Raw genomic sequence first — 25,033 nt, 5'->3', positions numbered from 1 at the left:
CTCACAGCTCCCGACCGATAATAACTTCTTTCCATAGTTGTATACGATTTAGTTCATAATTTCAATGATAAATGTGTTAAAGTTTTTTTGGGGGTTCAATCTGAAAAGGCCAAACTGAGTAATCAGCTTGGCTTTAGCATGATAACATTCCTGTTACAGGTAAAATGTATAGCTTCCGCTTCCTATTTCCTCTGTGATACCAGGGAGAACCACTGTGGCTGTGGTATTAGCGGGTACCGCACAACGATAGGTGGCTTTGTCTTCTTCCACGTTATAACTACTTTCAATCCGGCCATACGGAGTGTCAAATCCGCCATTCATTTTTCTAAATCCTGTCAAATCAGGCCTCAAAGTGAAATGACCATAGCCTGGATGCCTCTCATCCCTCTGAATGCCAAGTACATACTCATAAAGCCAGCCCACCACAGCTCCTAAGGAGTAATGGTTAAAACTATTCATCGCATTGCGTCTGCCAAAACCCTTTTGGGCGGTATAACTATCCCAATGCTCCCAAATGGTCGTCGCTCCTTGCGTTACTGGATACAGCCAGCTTGGGTATGCGGTTTGGGTAATCATGGCATAAGCTAGTTCCGAATAACCGCCTTCACTCAACATCGGATTGAGTGGACCCGTCCCGAAAAAACCAGTGGATACGGTGCATCCCATTTCCTTTGTTTTTCTTGCCAGATTATCAAAAGCCTTCTGCTTAACGGTCTCGTCAAACATATTGTAGTTCAGCCCAATAGCATATCCGCCTTGCGTATCATTCACGGTACCGTCCAAATTCAAAGTTTGTCCTGTTGCCGCATCTACAAAAGTCTGATTCCAGTAAAGCTTCGCCTCATCAGCCTTCAACCTATAGTAAGATGCGTCGTCCTGTTCTCCTAATAACTCAGCATAAACCGACATGAGATAAACATCTCTACCATAGAAAGCATTCCATACCAGGTGACTATCCGTTTTCTGTGGAGCCAGCCAGTCATCGATAGGTCCCATAAAGACCTCTCCCGGCATCCCTTTATTCTCCAAATAAGTGGTGTAGCGTTTCATAGCCTCATAGTTATCTGCGATAACACGCTTATCCCCATATTGTTGGTACATATCCCAAACAATCAAGTGAACGCCACTGCCATAAGTGATGCCACCGAATCCGCCTCCTACAGGTGCAATATTGGGGATATTTCCGTCTGGCAACTGCACATCTCGGACTGATTGGAGATAGCGCAAATAAAAAGTTCGAACATCCCCTTGGTATGATGAGGTACGGAAGAATACATGTGCGTCACCAATCCAGCCCATTCGTTCATTTCGCTGCGGGCAATCTGTAGGCACACTGATGAAGTTCCCCAACTGGCTGTACTTCACATTGGATACTAGCCTGTTTACCAGTTCATGATCTACTTCCACCTTACCACGCATCGTGGAAAGACTGGAAAGCAGGTAGCTCTGAACGTCTTCTAATTCAGGCGCGTCATCTAGGCCTGTGATTTCAATATAGCGGTAGCCATGAAAGGTGAATTTCGGTATATACGTTTCTCCATCTGCATCGCCCCGAAGCATATAAATATCGGTGCTCGAAGCGTCCCTCAGGTTCACCTGTAGCATTCTCCCATAAAGTTCTCCATACGCTTCGAGATTCGGATAGAGCATTTCCCCATATCGAATTCGCACTTCAGTTCCTTTTTTACCTCTGAATGTAAGTACGGGAACTCCTGCTATCTCTTGCTCCAAATCATAGATATATATACCTGGAGCAGGCTCAGTCATGCTTTTAGCTATAAAAGTTTCTACATTTCTGATCGGGGCTTGATAATGGCCAATGAGCTCTGGCTCGCTTTCATTAACTGCTGGCCAAGGCAAGAACAATTCAGGTCTAGAATCGAATTCGCCGATAGGAACAGCTTCTATTATCTCCGGCGTTTTCATGCCATCTATGACAAATCCCGCTTGGGAATAATTCTCATAAATGAAGGCCAAATTGGCATCGAAATGCTCCCCTTGGAAAAAGCCCGCGAAACGGTAAGGACCTTCCCCGTAATACTGCCATTCGTGTTCATTTGTTACGTAAACATCCGATGTTCCATCTTCGTAAGTCAGCACCAATTGTGCCAGTAGGCTTTCTTTATCGCCCCAATAGTTATAGTTCTGCAGGACGAAAGTCTGAGAACCGTTCCACCAGCCCGAAGACAAAGTGAAACCAATTCCATTCTCACCTTCAGACAACAAGTCCATAACATCATAAGTTTGATATATCAAATGTTTGTCAAATTGGCTGGAACCTGGCGCAAAATACTGATCGCTAATCGCCCTGCCATTGATTCTGCAATCATAAATCCCCCTAGCTGTCGCATAAAGTCTCGCTTGCTTAAGCGGTCCTTTGACTGAAAAATCCCTGCGCAGCATGGGGAGTGCATGGCAATCCGGACTTTTGGTCACTCTTAAGTCCGTTCCATCTCCATCCAAATCAATTCCGCAGTCGGTATCCATTTCAAAAAACTGATTAGACGGGTGTCGCAAATAGCTTAAGCGAATACCATCAAAGTGCGCACTTGTTCCCGCACCAACCCAATAACCAATTTCATTGAGTCGCGGAAAGGTTGTGATGTCGTTATTCCCGAGCGGATTTAATTGTCTCCCCATGACTCTCGTTCCTATGGAGCTAGGATTTAATACGGCATCAATGAGTACGCCATCTACATACGCGTAAGCCCCATTACCCACAACATCGATCTTGATTTCATGAGGATCGTATTGATTGGCTTCCGTAATCAGCGGACCTTTCTCTTCCCCTTCAAAGTTAACGATGGGTACTGAAGCAAAAGGAACATGTTTGTTATCATCTCTGTGATAGCCTACCCGATAAATATCCAACGTTGCTGGCTGATTGCTGATGTTGATTTCATACGAAATATAGTTTTCACCTTCTAAGAAGGATTCATTTCTTTCCCTGTTTAACAGTCTGGCATCATTAGCACCAAATACAATTCCTGCCCTAGTTCCACCTGTTGCGATAGTAATCGTACTTCTCAAAGAGAAAATGCCCATGGAATCGCTGCAAACGTAATATTCCGGTGCACCGATCCACTTCGCCCCGTTCCAGGCATCTAATGTCGGATTCATCAAGCCAGTTTCAAATTTGGTCGAGGCAACGGCGATTTCCGATGTTTGGTTCATTGTTATTACCGTAACAAAATATTCCGTACATGGCTGCAGCGCCCTTCCAGCATATGGAGTTCCGATCGAACAGTCCGTATCCATCCAACCACTGTCCCACATATCCAGACCCGTTGGTTTCCCCCCCACAGTAATCCTTACAGCCGTTTGCTTCATGTTCTTCTCATTTGAAATAAATGTCCAGGCAAACACCGGTTCTTTCTCATCTAAACCCATAGGCTCAATTTCATTCATGACCGTAATTTCAGAAATCAGGTAACCCGTCATATGCTATTTGCTCCCTATGCATTGTAGTTAATTTACATGATAATGAAATCCATGAATAAAATCATTAACCTCATTCACCTTAAAAAGTTTACATTTTATGCACTTTTTTATATGGTATAGTTATTCTTTTGAAAGCCTTTTCTTAACAGATGACCTTCTTGGAGGCTACGTACAATGAACCTAGTTGAATTGGACATCATGCTTAAAGCATATTCGGAAGAAGAGCTAGTATATCGTAAGTATTACGATGCCAAAAAGGATCGCAATGCGCTTCAAGTTTTTATGGATAACACTGACATGGAACTTATCAAGGAACTTACAGAAGGAGACTATTTTTCTTCGGGCGGTCGTACAGACATTATCATTCTAAAACACAAAAGATTTACACCCCTTTTCAAACATCGGCATGAGTTCTTCGAATTGATTTACGTATATGCGGGGCATTGCGTCCAGGAGATTAATGGCGAAGTTATTCAGCTAAGTGAATGTGATTTATGTATCATCCCACCCAAGGTGGAACATACAATTGAGGTATTTGATGATAGCATTATCCTAAATGTATTGATAAAGAGAAGTACGTTCAATGAAACATTTCTAGAAATGCTTAAACATGAAACCGTTCTCTCCGCATTCTTTATCAAAGTCCTGTATACAGAGGAATACAATAATTACATCATTTTTCGAACAAATCGAGATCCCAATCTCAAAGAAATCCTTTCCAAGTTATATGTTGAACAACATAACAACAAAAAATATACCGCGAATATCCTATTTAACTTGCTCATGCTTTTTTTCAGCTATTTGCTACGGGATTATGAAAGTCAAGTCGAATTACCCAAAAGTGTAACGAAGAATGATAAGTTGCTTTCGATCTTAGCCTATGTGCAAGATCACTATAAAACAGTAACCTTAGGAGAATTATCGAGTACTTTTCATTTCACCGAATCGTACTTAAGCAAGCTCATTAGAGCTACCTCTGGCCAAACTTTTCTAGATATCATCAAAACAATAAAATTAAATAAAGCCATTGAACTACTTACCTCTTCTGATTTAAAAGTTCAAAATATAAGTGAATCTATTGGCTTTGAAAATAACACGCATTTTATTAGGACATTCAAAAAAGTTTATGGCATTTCACCTAATCAATTCAGGAAAAATAGCAAATAGAGGCCGCTTATGACTACATAGAAAAAGTGGCTAAGCAGGATGTTGATCCTGGCTCAGCCACTTTTTACGTTAATAGTTCCTTACTAACGCTGTTAGAAAATCAGTTTACGAAAAATAGGACTAAGTGTTTCCGCTATATGATAATACCCTAAATCGGAAGGGTGAATACCATCTGTGGTGCATTCCTGGTAATCCGCACCTAACAACTCTGCCCCGTCAAAGAAGTGAAGATTAGCATCCCCTTCCTGCTGCAATCGCTCAATGATGGCCATTTGAAGCCCTTTGCGATCTTCACGACTTCGAAACATCTTGTCATCAAAGGCTTCCTTCGCAAATCGAATCTGCGAGATAACGAGAATGGGAACTTCAGGATGACGGGAACGATAAATTCCAATAAATTCAGGCAAAGACTCCTGAAACCGTTCTAGACTTGGCGCATTACCTTCATAGTCCAGAACAAGCAACGCGGGATCATCAATTTGGCTGATCAAATGGGCAAGCTCCGGCTCCCCTTGTGCATTCCCGGAGAAACCGAGATTCACAATTTCAATCGGTAATTTTCGGCTTAAAATGTTGGGGTAGGCCATACCAGGCCTAGAGGCACAAGCCCCATGGGTGATGGAGGTTCCGTAAATAAGAACCTTCTTGCCGCTAGAGAAGCCAGGAAATCCAGCAACCGATGAGGAAGGATCAAGACCTATCCAAATCTCCTTCACCCCTTGATATAGCGGAAGATTAAGCGTGATATCCCTCATTTCCCACGACAGGGATTCAAAGAGGATGGATTCGTATTCCTCTTTCGACTGATCAAAGCGAGTGGTATTTATATACCGTTGATTTCCCGTTGCACCGATGTAGCAATCAACACCACATTGACCAGTGGCAGGCATCTGGTACATAGTTGCCTTGTCCGCCAAAACGACCCTCACAGAAAGTTTCGGTGAATCGGACTGGAACCGAATTTGCACGCCAGCTGTATAATTCGCAAGTCGATCTACCTCTGATCGAATCGGATGACTTGGTTGGAGCGGCAGTCTTCGATATACCCCATCTTGTTCAAACCACGGCAAACCTGTTATTCGAAATGGTTCGCTGCTAGGAGAGTGCCATTCCCAGTCGCTGTTGATAGCCACATCTATTTTCATATTTCGATCCAGATTCTCTATCTCATTCTTCCTTGATACATTCATCTATTTTCACCGTCCTAAACGATTAGAACCTACCATGAAATATCAATGTTCCCGCTAATCTTCGATAGTCTTATGCAATTCCCAACAATCTTGCCGGATACATCCAAAAAGTGTTCGCCATTCTTCACTTCAACGACGCCGTCTTGTAGCTGCGCAAGAGGTGGGTAAATGGTAACATCTGCCTCAATAAGATTGTAAACACTAAGATTGCGTATTGTGCTGATTTGCTTCTTCACGGTTGGATAGGGCTGATTTTCTCTGCACGTGATGCGAGATGTTTGCTTCTGATTAACAAAAATTCGGCATTCATCATGGAAAGTTCGATCTAGTGCATAAGTAGCCGCTCCTTCTCCAATCATCACAGAATGTCCGATGATCACCGGGGCGCCATCAGGGAAACGTAGCTGAAGCCCAACAGAAGTATCCTGCTTACAGCCGGTAAGGATGAATGCGTTATCATGCCGTGTTATGAACATAAGCGCCGATTCAGAAGCGATCTCCTCCTTCAATTGGTAGAAGGAATAACCGAATTGCTGCAGGAGATAGCGTACGAAAAGGGAGGAATCCACAAATTCCTTGTCCTGCATGACTGGCAAATGCGTGATACCCGCAGTTTGGAATGGCAGCGAACCGCGTACCCAACCCACTTTGCCTCCATCCCATTCCGGTAAAGCTCTAGTTAGACTAAATACACGTTCTGTGCCCGTCTGATTCACACTTGCATGCACTTGCGTAGACCCGTCAGCCAGGTTGTCGACTACTTCACTTAACCCTCCACCTGAAATATGCGAGTGATGGTGCAGTTGATGAGTTCCCTTACTACTTAGGTGTTCTGTATGCTTAATCGTATCCTCTGGCAATGATAAGTTAACGGAAAAAGTACCTTCAAGCGCCTCCTCACTTCTTACATTTAACAGTTGCCGTAGCGCAGGATCTTCGACATTGCCATAGAAAATGATCTTGCCTCCACGACGGACGTAATCGACGATTCGCTGTACTTTCGCTCCTTTAATCCACGAGGCAGATGTAAACAAGACCGTATCTTGAAGCTTAAGCAAGGTATTGTCCTTCATTGCAAAAAAATCATCTGTGCTAAGAACCGTATTCAGCGGCAAGCCTTGGTTAATGGCATTGCGCACAAACCAATCATGGAAAAACACTTCGCTTGAATGCTCGCCAGATTCCGCCATTGCTTCGTGCAGTTCACGAAAAGGGTACAACCAAGTTAAAATCCCCGGCTGGTCGGGTGCATCTTTGAAGGCCTTCTTAATATGAGGAATAACTTCCATCGGGATATCTGCATCCAGCTCGCCTTTTTCCGAATCGATAGTTAAAATTTGAACGACACCCGGGCTCTCTAGTTCCCCCTCCGTATTAATTCGAGCGACGGTGAGCGGGCAATAAATATCATGCGGTTCCCGATCATAGAGGTCCCACCACGGATTTTGCCAGAACCAAGGATCATTGGCATAGAAGCGGAATAGGTAGGTCTGACTCGGCAGCACAGCAATACGTGACATATATCCTGTTAACTCCAAACCGAAATCATAGTTAAGCGCTCCCCATGGTGAGTTTGGCGGTGGGAATTCAACATAATTTCTCTCATACAGATCAAGTAATGGAATACAGTCCTTGGCTAGGTCCATGCCTGTACCGTAATTGGTTCCTCTAATCTCTGTTCGATAATTCGGGCATTCTTGTTTGAATATTTCCCAGAACGACAGCATCTTGGTCGATAATTCTTCGTACTCTGCCATGGCAAGCTGCTTACCATCGTAATTAGCTCCTAGATACGTCCAGGGAAAGTACGACAAGGCAAATCCATTGGAAAACCAAATATAATCAAAACCTAATGCAGGTAAAAAGCTTGCACACTGCCGCCCCAGAAACTCACCAAATGCTGTGCCTTCGGGAATGCCATCAGGATAAGCTGCATAAGCAACATTATCTTCTTTCAGCTTCGACCATCCACACACGACGGTATAGTCCGCCTTCAGCGAGATGAATTGCCCGCCAACTTCAGCGCGATTGATTTCCGGGTGCAGCTTATATTTGAAATCGGAGTAGGCAAATTCAGGTCCAGCGTCAAAAGTAGCTCCTACCTCCATGCGAATGCCATAACGCTCGGCTGCAATTCTTTTAAAGGAAGCGACTATGAATTGCAAATCACCGTAGGTGATTTTTGCTGTTTCGCTAATGTAAGGCTGGGCGATTCGCGGATCAGTGCCCTCTGTAAGGTGGCCGAAGAATTGCTCATTCGCGTATCCCACATAACGAGCCCATTCGATCTCGCGGTGCATATCGCCGTCCCAGACGAGAATCTCACTTCCATCAGCGACCCACAACAGCATGGAACAGCTGTCCGCCATGCCGATCAGAGGAAGCCATTGACGGATTGCCTCCGTACATACGGCTTCGATCGCCTCAGGTGCCATACTCTTGAAAGGCTTGAGGCTCATTTCCAGTGTAACTCTCTGCAAGGAATGCTTTGGTTTACTGGTGGTTGTCATATGACTTCCACCTCAATGCCCAGCACCTTGGCAACATTGCGAATCTTCGAACCCACATGACCCACCCCAAGCGCGAAGTGATGTGTAGGTCCCGCCGAACACCATCTTTCTACGAATTCAGCAACACCGTAATTAAATTTACAGCGTGTATTGGTATTTCCGGTTTGCGGAATTTCTCCTTTAATTGATTCGCCTTCCGTAGCAATCATTTTATATTTGCCTGCAGCTGTTTGTGAAATACTGAGCAAAGTAACAGGACCTGATTTGATACTGAATTCGACACCGATACCAGAACCGCTTTTGCCATGGAACAGATCTAATCCACGAATAATTGGCTGTCCGTCGCTGATCTTAATATTATGTGGACCATCATGCCCGACTAGCACAATATCATCGACGAAATCACAAGGATGCAGCTCTGCAAATGATCCCCCTGCGTCCAGACGATCCATAATTAACATCGCTGCGCAGGTCTTCAAATCGGCTTCTCCGGCAAGCGGAACTCCTTTGCCTGTCAACAGCGAGTTGCCGAGTACCATATTCGATCCGATTCGTTCATATTCGTTATTGTCGAGACCCCGGTAATAATAAGCAAGGCCTGTTAGCCCATTTTCCACAATCAGCTTATCCAGCCCGACCGCAACTTTAGCTGACCAATCGAGATCCTCTTGCTTGATCGGTCTTGTTACCGGATCGATAAAGGGATCGGATATTTTGAAAACACTTTTAATTTCATCCAGTTTATCCGCCGCTTCCTTAGCCGTTACACCATTGACCAACTTGGCTAAATCGCACATCTCCAGCATTTGCACATGCGAACCAAAGGCAGCTGTAAACGCTGTCGGATCGGAGTTCATATCATACATACCCTCGTAGGTATGCCCCATATAGCCGATTTTGGCATATTTGAATGCTCTGCGCGTATTAGCGACTTGGCACCATCCTTGTAATTCCTTCATCGCACGCTCATCATCATAGAGCGTTCCTACGATCATCCCAGCCGCAGGTTTTCCCGCTCGCACCAGTACACCGCCTATTTCAGGGAGTGAACAGATATTATCGTTAACTAACTGCATATAGGTCGTCGTATTACGATAATCAAGACGCTTTCTTGGCTGCAAGGCAACAAGTACCGTTGGAACAGACAAGTTCAGGATCGGGGTAGCCGCCGTCGAAGACGTCACATATGTGCTTAAGAAGCAAAATAGGAAATCCACATCTTGGCTTTTCAAATAGGAGGATGCGGTAAATGACTTATCTACCGTATCGACAAAGCCTGCCGACACCACCTCAACGTCTTGCCTCCGAAGCATCTCCTCAAATTCACGGCCGTAGCCCTCAAGCTCCTCTTTCAATCCTGGAAATTGCGCCCAATACGGCTCATGCCCCACTGTTATCACGCCGACGCGTGCTTTTGCTTTTTGGAATAAACTACTCATTTCCCTTCATCTCCCTTACTTCATTTTCTTCTTTAAGCTTAGTAAAATCAGTCTATTGAAACAATGAAGAATACAATAATTATTTCAACAATTCTACGATTTCGTTTATAATAAGAGAACGATTACAAACCTGACAAAGACAGATAAAAGGAGACTATTATGATCCAACCAGTTGCCGTCTATTTTGAGAATTGCGAACCCAATTGGCATGTACCGAAGGGTATGACTAACAATCATATTGTCATCCTAATGACGAATGGAAACATCCGCTATACAATTGAGGACCAAATCTTTTCGATGCAGAAGGGCGACCTTCTATTTGTCCCTCAAGGTGTTTGGCGCAGCGCGATGAATCCAACTAAAGAACCGCATGATATGTATGTCGCGCACTTTCACTATCAAGGAGATGGGGATGGACTTCCCCTGCTCATCACACCTAATCGTTGCATAACCAGACCTTTTAACTTTGACTATATGAAGCAAAGATTTTCGCTTTTAACTCAGCATTGGCTGCGTAAATCCGTCTATTCGCATACAATTTGCCATAGCATCCTGCTTGAAATCCTTGCTGTTATGAATGAAGAAATCGAGTCGCAATCCACACAAGGCAAATCGTATAGCATCGTTATGTTGCTACAAGCCTACATTCTCGATCACTATCACAGAACGATTACTTTGACGGAACTAGCTGAATACGCAGATCGTACACCGAATTATGTCAGTACCATTTTCAAACAAGTTACTGGACTATCCGTCATCGACTACATCCAGCAGATCCGCATTGCCGCCGCCTGCGACCTGTTAACCAACTCACAAATGAACGTAGGAGAAATCTCCGATTTTCTCGGATTCTGCGAGCAATCCTATTTTAATAAAGTGTTTAAGAAATGTACCGGAACCCTACCTTCAACCTATATGAAAGAGAAAGTTCAGGTATGGAAATCTTAAGCTGTTTTCATACCTCTTACTTCAGAATTCCGATAAGAGCCACATGAAAATTCGTCCCTGCGCAATCCTCTCGATTGCCGTGAACAACCTCCAGCTCTATCTGATGCAGTCCTTCTTCGAGATCATCCGCGATCCAGTAGATACGGAACCAACCCCCGTCCTCGCACCAATCGGGACGATCGCGACAAGTCGTGATCGCAGGGCCCCCGTCCAGCTGATAGGTGAATTCAGCTGACTTTTTGCCAAAGTCGAAAGCTAGGGCTACTCCCTTGCCTGTAAAAGAAAAAGAAAGCTTAGCCCCAATTGCTGATGTGCTTAATATCTGATCAACCCAAGGCATCTGGGGCGCAGCGCGTCTAGTCATCCATGGACCTTCCAGCTGAACCTCATCGAATGAGAGCGTATCCGCTTGCCCCCAATGATGACGATTAAGCGGCGTTGGGAGCGGTTTATCGATTACGTCACTCGCCTCATCGAGCGCTGTTAGCAATTCTTTTTCTAAATAGGCAATCACACACTGCCCATAACTTAGACTGCCTCGATGCTTAGGATGCAGTCCATCTGGCAACCACTCGTCCCAGGTCATCCGGCCTCTCTTCACTTCCTGCCAGGCATGCTGTCCAACCCAAACCGTGCTGATGTCATAATGTTCCGCTAATTCTTCGAATTCAGCGATGCTGGGAGGAACCTTACCCTGAGACATGTCCTCATACATTCTCTGCGAGTAGGTATAGATAAAAACGAGCTCACTGCGTCCATCTGCCAATAGCTTGCGTATTAATCCCTCTCTTGCTCTCATCCGCTGTTCAGTAGGTGTATTGTAGTCATTGACGGCAAATTCAATGAAAATCAGATCACATTGATGGTTGATTAAGTCCCGCTGTGCTCGGAAAACAGCCAAATCGCTGCCTGTCGCACCAATTGCCGCATTCTCCACAGTGATACGTGCGTGAGGAAACGTTTCTACAAACCAGCGCGCGACTGGTTCCGGCCAATTCGCCATCACTCTGCTGTCACCTGTAATAGATCCACCGATGAAACCCAACGTTAATTTTCCTTTTTGCAGTTTACTGCGGACATGTGTTAATCGATTGCGAACCTGTATGGTCTCCATTTTGCATTCATCTCCATGTGATTTTCAATTGTGGTGAGCCCCTGAGATGCAGCCCAATCCCTAGTTTAAACGTAGCTAACAGAGGCTTGCATGTATACTGTAAATTACGTCGAAACTTCCGATAATTGTAGCGAAGAGGTTGCATTCCGTTAGAAATAGGTCCAAATACGAGCATAGAGCCCTGTTTAGGAGCTATATGATTTATGTTGGTTACTTTAAGTTTTGCAGATTATATTTACTTTTACTTTTATATAAGCTATTCTCACTTCTACAAGGCATGGAAGGAGCCAAGATAATTAATGAAATTAAACATCTTATTTGCCTCCAAAAGCTTTCTTTTAAAGATCGTCTTGTGGATTAGCGCATCCGTTCTGCTCATTGTTGGTATTCTGTCTGTCATCATTTATTGGAATGCACAGAGCTTAATGATCAGCAAGGAATCCGACAACAGTAAAAAAATCCTGCTCCAAGTCAATTACAATACGAATATTATGAATGAAACCATAAGTCGACTTACGCAGTCCCTCTATTTAAATAATGATATTACTTCCATTATGTACGCCGAGCAGGAGAATATGGTTGATGTCATCAAACGTATTAATAACGTCGTTAATTCACTAACTTCCTCTTATCCCTACATTCACTCGATCAGTGTATATAACCGCAATCTCGATCAATTTTATAATGCCGGCTCACCGATTTTTTTCGATGATCCTCAGTTGTTAGCGTTATTTGATTCGAATCAAATACTTCCCAAATTAAAGCCCATTTTTCGGGATATTCACAAAGTAGTGAATAGTGATAACAAAAGTGAACGTGTTCTCTCCTATTTTATGTATGAGACGGACATGAACGCTGACAAACCGAACGGTGCTGTGGTTATTAATGTGAAACCCGAATGGCTGCTTGGCAACATTAAGCAAATTAATAAGGTTGACCGGCAACAAGGAAATAACATTTATATCCTTGATCAGCACGGGGACTATATGAATGAAGATGATAATCGAGAAGATCCGCTTAAATTGAAATGGTTAAAAGACGAGGTTGAAAGTCACACCAAAGAACCTTTATCTTCATCTTCAGAAACTGAAAGTTCGTTCAAAAGTAAATATATGGATACGCAGTATTTAATAACCTACCTGTATCTGGATAGTATTAACATGACGTTATTGAAGATTCAGCCCACGCTAGAGGTATATGGGTATATTCAAGGCTTTAAGACGAGTATTATCTTCATTACACTCATTTTCGTTGTGATGGCTATTATTATTTCCATCAGCATTTCCCGTAAAATCTATGGTCCTATCGGCAATCTCGTGCAAACGATTTCATCTGGACGAATTCATAAATTCGAACAAAGAAGCAAGGGCGATGAAATATCCTATTTGGATTATGTCTATAAGCAGTCCATGGAAACATTGAAGCTCTACGACAAACAAATCTACCAATACGGGGATGTGATGAAGCACTACTGGTTAAACCGCATACTTACGGAGAATTTGAAAATGGATACACCTGAGCTGGAACGTATTTTCCATGAAATGAAGATAGCTTTGCCACTAGACAAATCTTATGCCGTTTTACTTCTGAAAATAGACAATTACAAGGATTTTCAGCGCAGCTTTTCTTCCAAAGATAAGGAAACAATACGCTATGCGATGATTAACATCACCTCAGAATGGATTTCACGAACCTATATTAATGAAGGTCTTGACTTAAAGGATGATCACGTTGTTTTAATTCTTAGCCTTCCAGATAAGCATGACGATTTTGAAAGCTCTGTGACATTATTGATTCAAGAAGCGCAACAGTATGTCCAGCAGTTTTACAAAATTACGTTTACAGTGTCCCTCAGTCCTATCTCTGGAACCATCGATTCCTTACATAGCCTCTATAATAAAGCCTTGGATCAAACTGTCTATCGCTTTAACTATGGCCATAATGCTATTCTCGATGCCAGAGCCTTGCTTCTTAACGAGAATAATCCTAAAACAGGATACGCCAAGAATCTAGAAACTAATTTGCAGGATGCCCTTCGTAAACGCAACTTAGCCCATATTGAGGAAGCTATGAGACGACTATTCGACAGTATTGGTCAACTCAATTATTATAATGCTCTTGCTTCAACATTCCGGCTATTAGAAACGACAAAGAAAACGTTAGAATTCAGTTCAGACCCGGAAACTCCTTCGCTTATGATTGATCTCTCTAGCTTTTCGCTTCAGCTTATGGAGAAAGAGACTTTAAACAGTATCTACGAAACGATCATTGGTGCAATTCGAGAATCTATGCAAACAGAGCCAGGAGGAACAACCCCTAAAGTAAATCATTATGTCGTAGAAACGGTATCGGAGTACATCGAGACACATTTCCAAGACCCCTCCCTCTGTTTAGCATCCATTGCTTCTATTATGAAAATATCTCAAAGACGTCTGGGCAATCTCTTTAAGGAGGCCATGCATGTTTCCGTTGCCGACTTTATTAATGAAACAAGGCTGGCCAAAGCAGCCGAGTACTTAACCCAGAATGAAATCAGCGTACGTGAAATTGTAGAAAAAGTAGGCGTAGTAAACGAAACGTATTTCTTTAGTTTATTTAAAAAGCATTTTGGCATAACCCCTAAAGAATACGCCTTAAAAAGCAATGTCAAACAATTAAAAACTCAAAACACGGAGTTAGAAACGTAGCCTACATCCCTACATCCCTACATCCCTACATCCCTACATCCCTACTTCCCTACATCCCTGCATACCGAGAACCAACAACAAACGAAAGAGGCCTATCAATGAAATATAAGATCATTCAAACGGAACGTGCCAAGAGCTTAATTGAGTCACTTTCATTCCGACAGTTATTGAATCAAGTATGCTGCCCAACTTATGGTATGGTTAGCAAGGAGCGCGTAGAAGAATTCGGAGCCATGTTCTTTCATCCAATGGAACGGACAGAATTACAGCACGTTATCCAAGGTTTCAAACAGAATTGCAGCATCCCTCCTTTTATTGTTAGTGATCTCGAATGCGGTCCTGGCAATATGATCCTAGGCGCAACGAAGTTCCCTTACATGATGGGGTTAAGTCAGGCCAACTCGGCAGAACTCGCTTATGAAGTGGGGAGAAGCACTGCAATCGAAGCAGGAGATCTTGGCTATAATTGGACATTCTCGCCAGTGGCCGATTTATCCGTTGATCCTGATAGTCCTGTTGTTAGCATGCGCAGCGCAGGCAAGAATCCCGATCAGGCCATTAAGATTGCTAGGGCTTATATGAGCGGGCTGCAAGATCATGGCATGATGGCTACAATTAAGCATTTTCCCGGTGATGGTTATTCCTCTTGGGATCAACATTTGACGACACCGCGCCTTCCACTGGATGCAGCCGCATGGAGAAACGGGCCGGGACGCGTCTTCCAAAGCCTGATCGATCAGGGAGCAATGACGATAATGCCAGGGCATATTGCCTTCCCCGCTTTTGACGAACCGGATGAGCGCGGACTCTATCCACCTGCAACGGTATCGAAAAAGCTGCTGATTGATTTGCTGCGACATGAGATGGGATTCGAAGGATTGGTCGTGTCGGACGCTATTGAGATGGGCGGAGTTGTCGGCTATATGAACTACTACGATGCTTGTGCTGCGGCTTTGACGAACGGCTGCGATATGCTGCTATTTCCAAGAATGGACGAACGATTCTACACGGAGATGGAACGTAGATTCAATAGCGGTACGTTATCACTGGAAACACTCCGAGATCGAGCTGGCAGAATTGTGTCGCTCAAAGAGCAATTTGGTCTTTTCGAAGAAACGCTGTTTGCTTCTAACAAAGTGATACCAGATAAAACAGCACATGCAGCATTAGCCGAAAGCGTTGTCAAACAAAGCATTACGTTGGTCAGAGATCGAGAAGGATTGCTACCCTATCCACTCTTACCTGAGACCAAGGTTCTACATGTTGTTATTATGAATAATTACGACCGTTATGAGGCACTGCTGGAAAGAATGAAGCGAGAAATCGGACAATACTCCCATTCTGTCGATCAATGGGTCGATCCCGGTCCTGATGCCTTATTCCACGCTGTTGCCGGAAATGTGTACGACGTCATCATCTGCTCAATCGGCAGCCGCCTTAGCTACGGCTTGAATGTTGTTCGACTGCATGACGAAATAGCGAGAAACATGATGGGCGGGTGGACGAAATTTGATACGCCGATTATCTTCGTTTCCCACTTCCATCCTTTCGTTCATAAGGAATATGAGGCTTCCATCGACACCATCGTGAATACGTATGGAGATATCGACTGTACAGCCGAGTATCTGTTACAGGCGATTACAGGCAAAATGCCGATGAATAGAAACCTGATTGCCCACGATTAATGTATACAAAAGGCCGACCAAGTTAACAGCTTAAACTGTTACTTGGTCGGCCTTTCTCTTTAAACGTTATTGAGCCCAATCGAATACGACGGAGAAGACGTCATTAGGATGCAAACACAATTGTTCATAAGCTGATGGCGCTTCCGTATAAGGAACAATGCGATCAATATAAAGTCGGGGATCAATGACTTTTCTCCGAATGGCTTCAACAGCATTCAATCGGTCTTCATTCCCACGGTCACCGGGCATGAGAAGAAGAACACCTTCCGAATTCAAATCAACCCTTGGATCAAGGCTTAGTTTATTTATGTACGTGCCTTGATAGACGATACGCGGCCAATGACCGACAATTCCTGAAATTGGATTTACATAATACGTATTCAGATCCCGATACACATGCGGTGTCCGGCGAATCAGCTTATGAGCAAGCGTTGCCCCCTGCGTGGAACCTGAAGCTTCAATAACGATATTGGCACCGCCATCACAATAGGCAAGTATGCGTTCCACAGCATCTGGGTCAGTGGCCTGAACACAAGCGTGAACACCATAACGTAAGGAACGTTCAAGTCTGGATTCCGCAAGATCTACAGCAATTACCCGACATCCTTGGTTGACTAGAAGTCCCGCAGAGAAAGCCCCAATGACTCCCTGCCCGATGACCACCGCACATTCATCACGCTGTGGCTGCGCCGCCATGACTCCACGCAAGCTGATCGCCGCTACCTGACTAACAACATAGTCCAAGGGATCGGACCCTGCTGGCAGTAGAATAGGCTTATCTTCTACCCCAACATGATGCATACTCGCCTGCCCTCCCCATTGCGAATTGATGTCCTTCGGACCCGATTGTGGATTGTAGCTGAGAAGGTCACCCACACGATAACCCTTTACATTCCCGCCTATTGCGACCACCTCACCAACAGCCGCATACCCAGGAATTAATGGGAATTTATCAGCTGCACCATAGTGACCACCCAAGACGCGTGTTTCCGTACCGCTTGAAACGAAGGTATATCGTGTTTTTACAAGCATTTGATTCTCTGTCATTTCTGGTAATGTAAATGTACCGAAGCCCACTTTGTTAGCACTTTCAAATACGATGGCATGAATCGTCGTCATCTCTACCTGCCTCCATTATTAATCCGTAAATAGATAAACAAAACGAAGATCCGTAGACCCTCGTTTTGTCATCCTCACAAGGTTACATCTCAAATACAATCGTTGGATTGGTTGTAATAGAAGCTACAATTTCTTTGTACACGCCTCCATAGGTCACCCCAAACGTATACGTACCAGGCAATAATTCCTTGCTGATCTCACCACCCGTTGTAGTTCCCACGGTTAGCCAGCCCCCCGCATAGTAGCTCACGGTGCCGCCGTCCAGCAGATGGCCTTGATTATCCTTCAGTTGTACCTTCACCTTGACCGTTTGGAATGCTATCACGGGGTCAGCGCTTACTTGCTGTGCATGCTCCTTATAGGTCCCCTCATAGGTCATGCTAAAGGTATAGAAACCAGACAGCAGCTCCTTGCTGACTTCCCCGCCAATTGTGCTTCCCATCGTCTGCCAGCTACCCGCATAGTAACTTACACTGCCGCTGTCGATCAGATTGCCCTGACTATCCTTCAGCTGTGCTTTCACCTTAACCGTCTGGAAGGCAACCACTGAATCAATGCCTACGTTCTGTACTTGTTCCTTATACGTCCCTGCATAGGTTATGCCAAAGGTATAGGAACCAGGCAACAGCTCCTTGCTCACTTCGCCGCCAACCGTACTGCCCATCGTCAGCCAGCCTCCCGCATAGTAGCTCACGGTGCCACCTTCCATGAGATGGCCTTGGCTATCCTTCAGCTGTGCCTTCACCTTAACCGTCTGAAAGGCAACCAAGCCATTCGTTCCTGTATGCTGTACTTGTTCTTTATACGTTCCCCCATAGGTCATGCTAAACGTATAGCTGTTGGCGGGGAGGTTTTTGCTTACTTTGCCATCGGTGCCCGTTACACCAAACTCCTTCCAGCCCCCATCATAGTATGTCACGATGCCTCCGCTCAGCGGATTGCCGAAACTGTCTTGAAGCTGCACCACTAACGGCGATGTCGTTACCGGTGGCATCGGATCCGTAACAACCGGTCGAACTTCCACATCGTCTAGGTAATAGGAATCCAATCCTGCGGGTAAATCCGTGAACATATACATGGACATATTCGTTACAGTACCTGTCTCTTGAAGGGTATACATACCTTCTAAATGCGTCCAAGACGAGGCACTTAAAGGTTGACTTGTTAAGATAATTTTTTGCTTTGTAACACCATCTACCTTGTAAGTCAATCCTAACCGCAGTACTACACCCGCTGTGGATTCTGGTGCCAATTTGGCCCAAGCCGAATAATAGTACTCATTTCCTTTTAGAATATTAGCAGGAAAGTTAAGGCTTCCAAAGGCATTCGTCTTGGTGATCTTTAATGACTGGCTTCCGCTATGCGCTTGGAGCGTACTCATCGTCCTCACAATTTCCCACCCGGAATAAAGTGGAGTTGCCCCCTCCATACCTGGATCGCTAATCAAGTTGCTGCCTACGCTAGGAGCAAGCACCGTCACGACAGCCGTTGCTGATTTACCGCCTTTTGCAGCTGTCACTGTAATCGTGGCTGTACCGGAACTAATCGCATGCACAGTTCCCGTCGCATCCACCGTTGCCACATTGGGATGATCAGAGCTCCAAGTTACGGCTTTGCTTGCATCGGTTGGCAGCACCGTCACGACAAGTGCCTCTGACTGCCCCAAGGTCAAGCTCAGAGAAGATTTGTTCAGGTTTACCCCAGTGACTTCAATCCAACTCGTATTTCCTTTAAAAGAAGCCCAATCCGTCAAAACACCTGTTAGAAGTGCAGGTTTGTTCGCATTCACAAGCAAGCTGCCCGCTTGACTTCCAATAGAGATCTTGGTTCCTACGCTGATGCTGCCAGCAAATCCAAATAATTGATCCCTTCTCATGATGCCTTCCGTCAATACTCTGCCCGACTGTCCTGGTGCAATGGGCTCCAATGTAATCCCTATGAAGCTCTCCGCCGAATCACCAGGTGTCATGAGGCGCAATGTCGTTTTATCGGTATCAAAAGATACAGCGGCAAATCGCGGAATGCCAACTTGCGTATGGTTCTCCAGCGTCATTTGTTTATCGGGAAATTGCGGATAATATTCGTTCCCGGTTACGTTATATTCTACCGCATAGCCTGAAGTGCCCAATACGCTATTTATGACATTGATGATATAAGCGTTGGTCTGTTCCGTATAATCTTCATTAAACAGGATCGTCTTGGTCGTCCCATTCTCAAAAAGTACCTGCAAGGTTTTGGGATTGACTGTACCATCTCCTAGCCTTCTTCCGAGCGTATTATTCACTTGGATATTGGAACTCAACCCTACCTTAATCCCTGAGATATCCCAGTAACCGTACAAGTAACCCTTCAGACCTCCGCCGCCATCGCGGGTGATATACGTTCCCAGAATATCCGACACAGCACTCCCACTAACCTTCACAGTGGAGCTGCTTCCCGTGGATGAACTGAATAGCGCCAGCGCTCTTCCTCTGTGACCGTCCAAATAACCGATGGGTGTACTGTGATTGAACGTAACGTTATAGTCCGCGTGATTCGCATATTGGTTTTCCGGTTTTTGCGTGATCCAAGGCGAATCATTTTGAAGCATATAGGTGCCTACGAATTCACTGTTGTTAAAGATCACTTCATCCTGTGTTCCGCTTCCCAAAGATTGTATAACAATGGGGTTTGACAGTACTGTTGAAACAACCTTGCTGTTATTGATGATATTGATTTGAGGTTTCGTAAAATCTTCTCGATTATGCACATACCAACCGTTAGCCTTGGAAACAAAGGTGCTATCATAGAATGTTTCTACTACACCACTCGCTGAACCATACCCCCAAGCATGGGAACCATTACCGCTACTTCCTCCCCACACCTGTGCGGGATCTAAATCCGCCGGAGGCGTCACACCAGGATGCGCTGCTATCCAGTTCTTCCGGTAGTCGACCGCTTCCAGGTTGCCATAATGCTCAATGTAGACATTTTTGATAATATGGACGGCATCTTTATTTTTACCGCTAGCCTCGCTGTGAAGTGGATATCTCATGTTTTTGCCCGTAATCTTCAGATTCTCTAGATTAGCCGTTCCTTGCAACCACAAGGTCGATTGTTCGGTGATTTCACTATTCGTAGCCGATGGGCTATTCTCTCCCTTTAGCCAAACAAGATCCCTGTCTGTGCCTCGGAGCGTCACATAGGGTTTTACCACCCAATTCTTCTCTGTGTACACGCCAGGATATATCTCAATCACATACTGTTTCTCAGCGCTGCTATCCTTAATGCTGTCATTCGCCAACTTTGGTGACACATAATCACCTGTTCCATCGGGCTTTACCGTTAAGGTTACCGTTTCGTTCGTTCTTTCGATGACGGTTACTGTACTCGTAGCGCTTTTACCGCTATCAACGGTGATCCCCGTGATTTGTGCGACGCCTAGACTTCGTCCATAAACGGCGCCATTCACATCCACGGTGGCCACTTCCGGATGATCTGAATGCCAGACAACCTCTTTATTAAATGCATCGGCAGGCAAAATGACAGGCAGCAACGTTTTCGTTTTACCTTCCATAATGGACGTGGAGCTTTGATTCAGGCTCATATCTGTCACATATACCCAGGCAGGTGTTTCCTTATAGGTGACTGGCCTTACTGCTACATCATCCAAATAATATACGTCATTCTCAGCCGGCAAGTCTGTAAATACATACATCGTGACATTCGTAACGTTTCCTGTCTCGTTAATGGTATTCTTGCCCTTAACCTGTTTCCACTCCGTACTGCTCAGAACAGGGCTGGAGTTTAGAATTTGCTGCTTCACGACACCATCTAAGTTATAAGAGAGACCGAGCCTTAGTACTTTGCCAGGTGTCGGATTCGATTGAAGCTTCACCCATGCGGAATATTCGTATTCCCTCCCTTTCTCAATATTCACTGGAAACTGAATACTGCCGTGTTGGTTCGTCTTCGTAACTTGCAAAGATTGGTGCCCGCTATGATACTGCTCCGTATTCCGCTCCCTGATCGTTTCCCATCCGTTTGGAACAAAATCCGCTTCCATACCCGGATTAGAAATCAGGTTATCTCCATTTACAGCTACGCTTGACGCCGTATCCAGCGTGATGGCATCAACACCAAAATCCCCTTGTGCATTCGTCGGAACCACTTTGATTTGTTTAATTGTGCCGGTCCATCCTGCATGATTACTCGGATCCCATACATACTCCCTGAAGTTTGGATCATTAGGCAGCACGAATGTCGTCAGCTTATTTAGTGAATGCCATTCAGAGGATGTAGACGTCCTGAAATATACCTGAGCTTCAGTACCGCTTGTGTCATTCCTAAGTGTTATCTTAACCCTCTTAATGGAGGAAGCAGCGAAATTGATGTTGTCTGGTGAAATCAGCTCAGGCCCGCTCCCTGTTGAGGTTGCTTGATAGATTCCGCCTGCTGTCTGACCTCCCGTTACTTGATTGTTCGTCGTCCAACCCTCAAAAGTGATAAAGTCCCAAACCTTGGCTGTGGTATACAAATCGACAGTCTGAGCACTCGAATCCCAATTCACAACATATCCAAAAGCTTGATTGAAGAAAGTAGCTGGGATTAACAGCTCGCCCGATGGCCGCAGTTCAGGAGCATGCTCCAGCAGGATACTCTGGCTGTCTTTATACGCTGTCTGTTCACCGACCTTGAGTCTGTATACCCGATTGTCTTTCACGCCAATTAACGTTTGCGTCGATGCCTCCCACTCTGTGCTGGCACCGATCAACTTCAACATCTCCCCTGCCGGAACCATGACCGTTTGATCAACTACTGCTGGCTTTTCATAGAATTGGGCTTTCTTGCTGTCGACTTTCACATTGATACCTGCATCAGGCGAGTAAACAACCCCAATGGCATCTATGCTGAAATCTCCAGGAACTGTTAAAGGATCAAATCGGATCTGCCGAATAACCCCTTCCCATTTGGCAAGCTTCCACATATCAACCACATAATCGGTATAGCCAGTTTCATTGCGTTCTACATAAAAGCTAACGGATTTGACTTCGTTCCAGGTCGTATCCTCATTCGTAATAAAGAACACCTGACCTGAGGAACTCTTATTGCTCTTCATTCTGATTTTCAAATAGGGATGCGCTGAAGCCTGAATATCTAAGTGGTCCGCCGACATAAGGCCGGGATCAATATTCGTCGCTGTTCCTGAGTAGGCGCCATTATTCACCACACTATTGCTGACCTGTTTCTCCACACGCCAACCCTCGGAATCGCCGTTGGTATTGAATCCCCAGAACAACCCGTACTGGTCCGTCACAGCTGGCGGCGTCGGCGTCTTTAACGGCAATACGCGACCCGGCGGATGCAAGATATTTATCCTTTCCTTCTGAGCTTGCGTTGGCTGTACATCGGAATGCGCTGTAGCACTGGTAAATACATGTCGGATTGCGTCGAGGTAGCCAAAACCCGCTAAACCTGCAGGCATAATAAAATGACCTTCCCCTAACTCGTTCCAATTATCCAACATCACCATTTTCTTACCTAAGCTGCCCGTCGGCATCGATGGCTGTAAGGTATCCTTGGTCCACTGTGCAACAGATTGGAACTCCGAAGGCGTGGTGTAATAACCTGAATTGCCTCCCCAAGCCAAATCATCTCTTCCCATACTGATCATCGGCAGGGCATCGATGATGCCTGCATCGCGTTGAGCCGTCATGTACGATTTCTGAACGTCTTCATGCCCACCTACGCTGCCCCAGGAATAGGCATAGACGGCGTCGAAACCAGCCAATTTTCGGTCACTCATGGACTGTGCGTCCGATGCTGAAGTAGTCGTCAAGAGAATCATGTCATCAAACCCTAGAGTTTTGACTGCGTTTCTCAAATAATCCATCTCCGCCTTGACGCCTTCCAAAGTACCTCCGAAATCGCGTTTGAGAGCGGTAAGGCTATAGATGGAGAGAACTGGTTTATTATCAATCACCATATAACGTGGGTCCTTGAAATAATACTCGATCCAGTAAGGCACGATATTCGAGCGGAAATCCTGGCTATCTTTCGCTTTGGATGCCCCATTCTCCCACATAATAGCGAACTTCGTTTGATCGCTATATTTGGCGTCGAAATACCCATCATGCAGCGAGTTATGCAGATAAGGCTCTTTTACTGGAAAGCCTTCCCCATATGAGGGTCTAAACCAACATGAGATTTGGTAATCAATGCCGTGCTCAGCCATCCACTTGCTCTCCCAATCGGCCGTCTCTGGGTTCCCCTCGTCATAGTAACCCAAATAGGGTTGCCGCTCCGAGTAAGGCGTAATCGTATCCCAACCGAGATGATTGCCTTCCCTCCAAATGGGACAGCTTTGAATACCGATTGCCTGATCTGCAGAGATCGCAGGGGTCGGAGCAGGCACATAATCCGCTGGAAGCGACACATCTTCATATACCAGAATATCGTCCAGCCATATCACACCTTGCGCTGTTGCCGATGCCGTAAATGCAATGCCGTCTAAACTTGTGGAGGAAGTGTCGAATGGCACTCCTTGTGCCTGCCGCTTTCCATTTACATAAATATCCGCCGTGGCATTCGACATATCTAGCACCACTTTGACTTCATACCATAGATTAGCCATATAATCATAAAAAGGGACGGGCTGACCTACCTGATTGATGTAGGAGAGCTTACCATTCGCGGTTAACAGCTTCATCACAGTCGTATTACCACGCAAGACTTCTGCAGAATATCCATCCTGTTTTTCTGGGATGAGCATCTTGTAAGCAAACACAGTATTGGCCGAAGTGATAGGTATGTTTTTCTTCAGGCTCATCTCACCACTAGCCCCTGCGGTATTCAGTTTGAGACTAAATACATCGGGACGCACTGCGCTTTTCATTTCCTCGACCGCTACAGTTCCGCCTGCAGTAGCGATCTGCCAATCTTCAGGCAGAAATCCTGGCATCAGGGAAATGAATCTTTCATTGACCGCATATCCCTTGTGGATTTTAACGGGGGCGAGGAAGATATCCCCTTTGGAAGCCGCACCAGTCTGAATTTGCACATGGTCGAGACTGGTTACGGCATTCTTAAAGCTTGCATTGGAAGCTTTAAGGACACCATTAATAAACACATCCGTGGAATTTGTACTTATATTCGCAATGACTTTAACACCATACTCCGTATTTACCGTATAGGATTGCAATGTCTGTATAACCCCGCCGGACGTCTCTAAACTAAGCTCTCCATTGCGGGTCACCATACTAACAGCCTCTGTGTCATTACTACTGAGCTGCCATTTGACCCCATCCATCATCGCAGATAGCTTAAAACGATACTCCAGTGTAATAACACCTTCATTTTGTTGGATGAACTCCCTGCGGATAGAGACCGGCAAGGTTGTATTCGTATCACTCATTTTGAACCAGTTCAGATAGGAAGAGGATAGACTGCCCCCTGCCTTGCGGACATCCCAACTAGAAGGCAAGACATCCATCGTGTTGTTATTGGGAAAGGAGAAACTCTCGTCAACCAGATAACCTCTCTGAATCGGGACATCCTCCGCTTTCGCGGTAGTTGATTGTAGAATGAATACAAGTACCATTAGCATACAAGCACAGATGATCGCACCAGCGGCCCATCTTCTCTTGTCCATCAATGATCACACTCCCTTATAAGTCGTATTGAATACGCTTCCAAATCCTATTCACTATTTCCCCCTATATCTGTTGCTTTTCATCTAAAATTGGAACCGAGTG

Annotated in this window: 11 protein-coding genes; 4 read left to right on the top strand and 7 right to left on the bottom strand. The window is 45.0% G+C overall.

The annotated features are described in order from the left end of the window. Positions 1 to 153: 153 nt before the first annotated feature. On the bottom strand, positions 154 to 3,441 hold the full coding sequence (locus HQN88_RS12330) for an alpha-L-rhamnosidase (protein ID WP_173111764.1): 3,288 nt from the start codon (positions 3,439 to 3,441) through the stop codon (positions 154 to 156). Positions 3,442 to 3,615: 174 nt separating this feature from the next. On the opposite strand from HQN88_RS12330, the gene HQN88_RS12325 reads away from it, so the two are divergent. After that, positions 3,616 to 4,608, top strand: coding sequence for an AraC family transcriptional regulator (locus HQN88_RS12325; RefSeq protein WP_173111761.1), 993 nt, complete (start codon positions 3,616 to 3,618; stop codon positions 4,606 to 4,608). Between the two features lie 92 nt (positions 4,609 to 4,700). Here the strand turns inward: HQN88_RS12325 and HQN88_RS12320 are convergent, their stop codons facing one another. From HQN88_RS12320 to HQN88_RS12310, 3 genes are read right to left on the bottom strand one after another with little or no spacing between them, the layout of a single operon-like run. Next, positions 4,701 to 5,798: an SGNH/GDSL hydrolase family protein gene (locus HQN88_RS12320; RefSeq protein WP_173111758.1), complete on the bottom strand. Its 1,098-nt coding sequence runs from the start codon at positions 5,796 to 5,798 to the stop codon at positions 4,701 to 4,703. 29 nt (positions 5,799 to 5,827) lie between these two features. Further along, complete coding sequence (locus tag HQN88_RS12315; protein WP_173111755.1) at positions 5,828 to 8,308, bottom strand: hypothetical protein; 2,481 nt, start codon at positions 8,306 to 8,308, stop codon at positions 5,828 to 5,830. Then, on the bottom strand, positions 8,305 to 9,747 hold the full coding sequence (locus tag HQN88_RS12310) for an L-fucose/L-arabinose isomerase family protein (protein ID WP_173111752.1): 1,443 nt from the start codon (positions 9,745 to 9,747) through the stop codon (positions 8,305 to 8,307). The genes HQN88_RS12315 and HQN88_RS12310 overlap by 4 nt, the downstream gene beginning before the upstream one ends. Positions 9,748 to 9,906: 159 nt before the next feature. Between HQN88_RS12310 and HQN88_RS12305 the strand changes: the two genes are divergently transcribed. Then, complete coding sequence (locus tag HQN88_RS12305) at positions 9,907 to 10,695, top strand: helix-turn-helix domain-containing protein (RefSeq protein WP_173111749.1); 789 nt, start codon at positions 9,907 to 9,909, stop codon at positions 10,693 to 10,695. Between the two features lie 16 nt (positions 10,696 to 10,711). Here HQN88_RS12305 and HQN88_RS12300 read toward each other — a convergent pair whose 3' ends face one another. Then, the gene (locus HQN88_RS12300; RefSeq protein WP_173111746.1) at positions 10,712 to 11,809 is read right to left on the bottom strand and encodes an SGNH/GDSL hydrolase family protein; all 1,098 of its coding nucleotides are present in this window, start codon (positions 11,807 to 11,809) and stop codon (positions 10,712 to 10,714) included. A 299-nt stretch (positions 11,810 to 12,108) separates the two neighbouring features. On the opposite strand from HQN88_RS12300, the gene HQN88_RS12295 reads away from it, so the two are divergent. Both HQN88_RS12295 and HQN88_RS12290 read left to right on the top strand, forming a co-directional pair. Continuing rightward, positions 12,109 to 14,496, top strand: a complete 2,388-nt coding sequence (locus HQN88_RS12295; protein ID WP_173111743.1) for a helix-turn-helix domain-containing protein — start codon at positions 12,109 to 12,111, stop codon at positions 14,494 to 14,496. Between the two features lie 98 nt (positions 14,497 to 14,594). Continuing rightward, positions 14,595 to 16,181: a glycoside hydrolase family 3 protein gene (locus HQN88_RS12290; protein ID WP_173111739.1), complete on the top strand. Its 1,587-nt coding sequence runs from the start codon at positions 14,595 to 14,597 to the stop codon at positions 16,179 to 16,181. Positions 16,182 to 16,247: 66 nt separating this feature from the next. Here HQN88_RS12290 and HQN88_RS12285 read toward each other — a convergent pair whose 3' ends face one another. Both HQN88_RS12285 and HQN88_RS12280 read right to left on the bottom strand, forming a co-directional pair. Beyond that, on the bottom strand, positions 16,248 to 17,300 hold the full coding sequence (locus HQN88_RS12285; protein ID WP_173111736.1) for a zinc-binding dehydrogenase: 1,053 nt from the start codon (positions 17,298 to 17,300) through the stop codon (positions 16,248 to 16,250). Positions 17,301 to 17,382: 82 nt separating this feature from the next. Next, a complete protein-coding gene (locus tag HQN88_RS12280) occupies positions 17,383 to 24,930 on the bottom strand; it encodes an Ig-like domain-containing protein (RefSeq protein ID WP_173111733.1) in 7,548 nt (2,515 codons plus the stop codon). Positions 24,931 to 25,033: the final 103 nt, after the last annotated feature.

It is taken from the genome of Paenibacillus qinlingensis, from assembly GCF_013204845.1.
Taxonomy (GTDB): domain Bacteria; phylum Bacillota; class Bacilli; order Paenibacillales; family NBRC-103111; genus Paenibacillus_E; species Paenibacillus_E qinlingensis.
Note: the sequence above shows the minus strand (reverse complement) of the source record. Positions and strands in the feature narration are given on the sequence as shown.

What these genes read in the sequence shown, in the direction of transcription:
- HQN88_RS12330 (WP_173111764.1), bottom strand. Translation starts at nt 3,441, where the DNA reads ATGACGGGTTACCTGATTTCTGAAATTACGGTCATGAATGAAATTGAG.
- HQN88_RS12325 (WP_173111761.1), top strand. Translation starts at nt 3,616, where the DNA reads ATGAACCTAGTTGAATTGGACATCATGCTTAAAGCATATTCGGAAGAA.
- HQN88_RS12320 (WP_173111758.1), bottom strand. Translation starts at nt 5,798, where the DNA reads ATGAATGTATCAAGGAAGAATGAGATAGAGAATCTGGATCGAAATATG.
- HQN88_RS12315 (WP_173111755.1), bottom strand. Translation starts at nt 8,308, where the DNA reads ATGACAACCACCAGTAAACCAAAGCATTCCTTGCAGAGAGTTACACTG.
- HQN88_RS12310 (WP_173111752.1), bottom strand. Translation starts at nt 9,747, where the DNA reads ATGAGTAGTTTATTCCAAAAAGCAAAAGCACGCGTCGGCGTGATAACA.
- HQN88_RS12305 (WP_173111749.1), top strand. Translation starts at nt 9,907, where the DNA reads ATGATCCAACCAGTTGCCGTCTATTTTGAGAATTGCGAACCCAATTGG.
- HQN88_RS12300 (WP_173111746.1), bottom strand. Translation starts at nt 11,809, where the DNA reads ATGGAGACCATACAGGTTCGCAATCGATTAACACATGTCCGCAGTAAA.
- HQN88_RS12295 (WP_173111743.1), top strand. Translation starts at nt 12,109, where the DNA reads ATGAAATTAAACATCTTATTTGCCTCCAAAAGCTTTCTTTTAAAGATC.
- HQN88_RS12290 (WP_173111739.1), top strand. Translation starts at nt 14,595, where the DNA reads ATGAAATATAAGATCATTCAAACGGAACGTGCCAAGAGCTTAATTGAG.
- HQN88_RS12285 (WP_173111736.1), bottom strand. Translation starts at nt 17,300, where the DNA reads ATGACGACGATTCATGCCATCGTATTTGAAAGTGCTAACAAAGTGGGC.
- HQN88_RS12280 (WP_173111733.1), bottom strand. Translation starts at nt 24,930, where the DNA reads ATGGACAAGAGAAGATGGGCCGCTGGTGCGATCATCTGTGCTTGTATG.